The 4252-nt window shown below is 48.6% G+C and carries 5 protein-coding genes; 1 reads left to right on the forward strand and 4 read right to left on the reverse strand.

Annotation, left to right across the window (positions count from 1 at the left end; translation table 11 throughout):
* Positions 1-12: 12 nt before the first annotated feature.
* On the reverse strand, positions 13-543 hold the full coding sequence (locus tag CSQ88_RS21925; protein ID WP_099400186.1) for a short chain dehydrogenase: 531 nt from the start codon (positions 541-543) through the stop codon (positions 13-15).
* 107 nt (positions 544-650) lie between these two features.
* Between CSQ88_RS21925 and CSQ88_RS21930 the strand changes: the two genes are divergently transcribed.
* Entirely contained in the window at positions 651-1544 is an 894-nt protein-coding gene (locus CSQ88_RS21930; protein ID WP_099400187.1) for a LysR substrate-binding domain-containing protein, read from the forward strand.
* A 320-nt stretch (positions 1545-1864) separates the two neighbouring features.
* Here CSQ88_RS21930 and epsC read toward each other — a convergent pair whose 3' ends face one another.
* The 3 genes from epsC to CSQ88_RS21945 all read right to left on the reverse strand — a co-directional run bounded on the left by epsC (position 1865) and on the right by CSQ88_RS21945 (position 4113).
* Positions 1865-2641, reverse strand: coding sequence for a serine O-acetyltransferase EpsC (gene epsC, locus CSQ88_RS21935; RefSeq protein WP_099400188.1), 777 nt, complete (start codon positions 2639-2641; stop codon positions 1865-1867).
* A 119-nt stretch (positions 2642-2760) separates the two neighbouring features.
* On the reverse strand, positions 2761-3285 hold the full coding sequence (locus CSQ88_RS21940) for a group II truncated hemoglobin (RefSeq protein ID WP_218963180.1): 525 nt from the start codon (positions 3283-3285) through the stop codon (positions 2761-2763).
* A gap of 63 nt (positions 3286-3348) precedes the next feature.
* Entirely contained in the window at positions 3349-4113 is a 765-nt protein-coding gene (locus CSQ88_RS21945; protein WP_099400189.1) for a GNAT family N-acetyltransferase, read from the reverse strand.
* Positions 4114-4252 lie beyond the last annotated feature (139 nt).

Here is a 4252-nt window from a genome sequence, read left to right on the forward strand (position 1 = left end):
CAAGCATTTTGCTTAAAATGGCATCTTTACGAGCCTTGGGAATACGCGACATGATAAGTAACCAGCCCCCTGAGTAAGTTGGAATCCCTGAAAAGGGAGTATCTCAACTATCCTGACACAGGGGGCCTGAACGAATCCTTCAATCCCTGCATTCGACGCTGCGGCATGGGAGCCCTGCGCAATCGGATCATCCACGGCAATACCGGAGGTCAGCGTTATTGAGCCTCCGTCGCTCAGATAATGTTGACCAATCAATGCGACGCGCACCTGACTGAGTAGTTTATCTTGCAAACCGCGAAGGAAATCGGCCGGCGTCATTTTTTCAACTGGTGCCAAAATGACATTGCCTGCGGCAACGACGATGGCATCAACGCTGCCTAACTGATCGAACAGCGCGCTCACACTGTCATCGCTGGTGATGTCAACCAGATGATCACCCCGTGTGCGACCGACACGAATGACTTCGTGTTTGCCGTTACGTGCAAGTTCATCCGCCACAGAACGACCAACATCCCCACCGGCACCGATTACGACGATATTCATAAAGCACTCCTTTTCGAATTTAGATTGAAACGTCATCATTCTTCTCCGAATCACAGAAATCATAAATGTGCTTTAATTGCTAACACTACTAACTCTTGGTTTGTAATATGGATAGACTTCGTGCCATGGAAACCTTCGTTGCCGTCGTTGAGGGAGGAAACTTCACCGAGGCAGCGCAGCGCCTGGACATATCCGCTGTAATGGTTGGCAAATACATCCGCGAGCTTGAAGAGCGTCTCGGTGCGAGGCTGCTGGAACGTACGACACGACGCCAACATCTAACTGATGCCGGTCGTGTTTTTTACGAGGATGCAAAGCGTGCACTCGAACATATTCGTATCGCAGAAACGTCAGTCGAGCGACTACGTGAGTCCCCATCTGGCACTTTGCGTATTAGCGCACCGATCACTTTTGGAGCCTGTATCATCGCTCCGCTGGCCGCGACATTCAGGCAGTTGTACCCACTTGTGCGCGTGGAGCTGGAGTTAAGCAACCGCAAAGTCAACCTGATTGAGGAAGGTTTTGATCTGGTGATCCGCATTGGCGAACTGGGCGATGACGATCTGATTGCAAAGCCGTTGACCATGTACCACATGGTGATCTGCGCTTCGCCGAACTATCTCGCTCAATATGGGTATCCGGAGACACCACAGGATCTGAGTGCTCATCACTGCCTATCTCATTCAGTATGGAATGGTCGTAGCAACTGGAGGCTCGAGGATGGGGGCAATCAGCGCTTAGTGACAGAATCTGTGTTCACTTGCAATGACGGCAACGGCTTGCGCATGGCAGCAATCGCAGGTGCAGGATTGTTGCTGCAACCGGAGGTTCTGGTGGCTCATGATTTGGCAAGTGGAACGTTGGTACAAGTACTGCAAACCTATACACCCAAGCCCCACCCTGTACATATCTTGTATCGACAAGACTTGCGTCCCCTGCCAAAGCTCACCCGATTTGTCGCACATTTGCTGGAGCATGTGCCAGAGCGAAAAGTGCCCTAGTGCGCTTTCCCCTCATGATAGGCCGCATGAGAAATGATCTCTGCACTAAGGTGTGTTCAACATTTGGTGTAAATTGGACATTGCTTTACCTGTGGTAATCCTTCCATTTTTAAGCTCACATAAAAGTAGGGGCCAGGTATGTAATGCCAGTTTTTGTTTCGGGGTGATACCACCCAATCCCATATGTTGCAGTTTCTTGTTCTTTTAATAAGACTTTCAAAATAATCACAAGCCAGCCATCCATAGTGCTGGTGCATAAATATTGTTGCGGAGCGACTGAGCCCTTACATTGGATCAATGTAAAAGCTTCCGCCGCCCCCTCATTTACTTTTGACAATGCGTGCGGGAGTGCCTGCTACTGTGGCATGTGCAGGCACATGGTCAAGAACAATGCTGCCAGCAGCAACGATGGCACCTGCTCCAACTTCTATATTCCCCAGAATTTTGGCTCCGGCAAATAACACAGCACCTTTGCGAATCTTTGGATGCCGGTCACCACGATGCTTGCCAGTCCCTCCTAAAGTTACTTCGTGAAAAATAGACACATTGTCTTCAACTACGGCAGTTTCACCAATGACCAAGCCGGTTGCATGATCCAGGAAAATTCCTGAGCCAATACTCGCCTTAGGGTGAATATCTACCCCAAAGTTCATGGATATGCGCAATTGCAACATCAGTGCGGAAAATTGAAACTGCTGTTTATTCCAAAGCATATGTGCTACACGATATGCTTGCAGCGCAATAAATCCTTTATTAAAAAAGAACACCTGTAACATGCACAGAGAGGCTGGGTCTCGCTCACAAAATGCGCCTAAGTCCCTGATGGCTGCTTGGCATATTTCTTTATGTTCTTCTATGGTGTTGAGTAACAGGCGGTGATACAAGGTATTTTGGGCCTGATCGGGAAATAAATAGTGGCAAAGCATGGCAGCCAAGGCTGATGAGAAATTATTGGTGTTGCCCAGCACTTCCTGCATAAAGAAAAATACGACAGGTTCACTTTCTTTTAGTTCTGCAATTCCAGTCTGTAGTCTTGCCCAAAGTTGTTCCTGATTCTCTGCAGGGGCAACCTGAAATCCAATGTTTTCACATTTCATATCTGACTTTCCAGACGGTATGACTTATTGATTGACGGGCAGCCTATTCCCGTTTCTTAAATAGGCCGCCCTGATTTATGCTGTATTACTTTAAACAGAGGCCTCAGCGGCTTTCTGTTTTATACCGTTCCTGGCGGGGCTTCACCCCAGCCCCATTTAGGTACTGTTACACGGCATGATGGCGGAGCATCAGTTTGAGAGTTTCTTTGAGCACGGCGTGAGCCCCATTCTACGTAAGCGGTAAACGCTGAGCGAAACTCAGGATCTGCCGGCAAGCCGATTTCATCCGCAGTTTCCATTAGCAACGTTACCCAGCGAGCACGCTGTTCTGATTGTATACAACGGTTACGGTGCATACCTATCATGGTTTTGAATCCACCTCGTTCATCGGTATAACGGGGCATGCCGCCAAACACTTCTTCAAACCACATAGCTAAGTGCTCCGCATGGTTATCAGGAACGTGCTCAAACATTGGGGCAAGCACAGGATCTATTTTTGTTTTTGCGTGAAATGTTTCTAGCAGATGGCGTAATACTGCACGCCCTCCCATCCACTCAAACAGAGTTGGAGTATCAAATAAGGCATGCTCATCGATTTGTTCCTGGTCAGTCATTGGTGTTGCCACATCGGATTCTGTATACATTTTTTTTCCTCAAATATGAATAAGAAAGCATGCTGCTACCTGATGCCACCCCTGAGAGATGAATTAACTTAACTCTAGGGAGGTGATGGCTTTTATGTGGCTGACCAGTTCTTTGGGGGCGTGGCCTCGATACATCCGGAATGTGTGGAATATTTCTTTTAAGCCATAGTCACCAGCCATCCGGATGATGTCTGTTGCTGTTTCAGGAACATCCAGCGTAATGCGGCTGCCCAGCGGGATTTCTGCTAACGCGCCATTAAAAAGCGTATTCATTACGTAGTCGTTTTCTGCATAAAAAGGGCCCAGCCGGTAACCCGCACTGGAGCGCCTGACACCAATCAGGCCGTTAATTGCCGAGGAGTCCCGGGTAAGTATCCCCATTCTCCCGGCACCCTGAAACCAATTACTCAGTAAACGCTCACGCAGTACGCCCACACAAGTATGGTCATAATGGATCACTTCATTAATGTTGCTGTGTGTTACTGCTTCACTTATTTCCTGCTGCTGTGGCCGGTGAGTCAGTATTCCACTGAGGCGTAAAGTGCGGTAATGCGTTTTAAATCCCCATTTTTCGTAGTTGCCAGCCTGGACTGGCATACCATCCAGTGCGATGGTACGTTCTCCTGCATGCGAAATTGCCGTTTCCCATAGCCTTAGCCCCAGCCCATTGCCCCGTACAGAAGGGGCGACAAGGTAATGCCCAAGGTGAGCATAATGATCGTCAAAGTTAACAATAGAAATCGCTGAGACCGGGACCCCGTCCAGAAATCCCATGAAAAAACCATGTTGATCCACGTTAAAAAAATGGCTCTCATCCTCCTTACCCAAATCCCATTGCTCTGTAAGCGCCTAGCCCTCCCATCTAAACGCCCTTTCCTTTTTTCGTCATGCTGAGGTTTTTATCAAGGAGGATTTATGGGGGATTTGCAGACGCGGCGCGGGGAGTGGCTACTGCGCGTGGCTCAGT

It is taken from the genome of Iodobacter sp. BJB302 (assembly GCF_002735645.1).
Lineage (GTDB): Bacteria > Pseudomonadota > Gammaproteobacteria > Burkholderiales > Chitinibacteraceae > Iodobacter.

Bases quoted from the DNA above. Each gene is read 5' to 3' on its own strand.
- CSQ88_RS21930 (WP_099400187.1), top strand. From the start codon at position 651: ATGGATAGACTTCGTGCCATGGAAACCTTCGTTGCCGTCGTTGAGGGA.
- epsC (WP_099400188.1), bottom strand. From the start codon at position 2,641: ATGAAATGTGAAAACATTGGATTTCAGGTTGCCCCTGCAGAGAATCAG.
- CSQ88_RS21940 (WP_218963180.1), bottom strand. From the start codon at position 3,285: ATGTATACAGAATCCGATGTGGCAACACCAATGACTGACCAGGAACAA.
- CSQ88_RS21925 (WP_099400186.1), bottom strand. From the start codon at position 543: ATGAATATCGTCGTAATCGGTGCCGGTGGGGATGTTGGTCGTTCTGTG.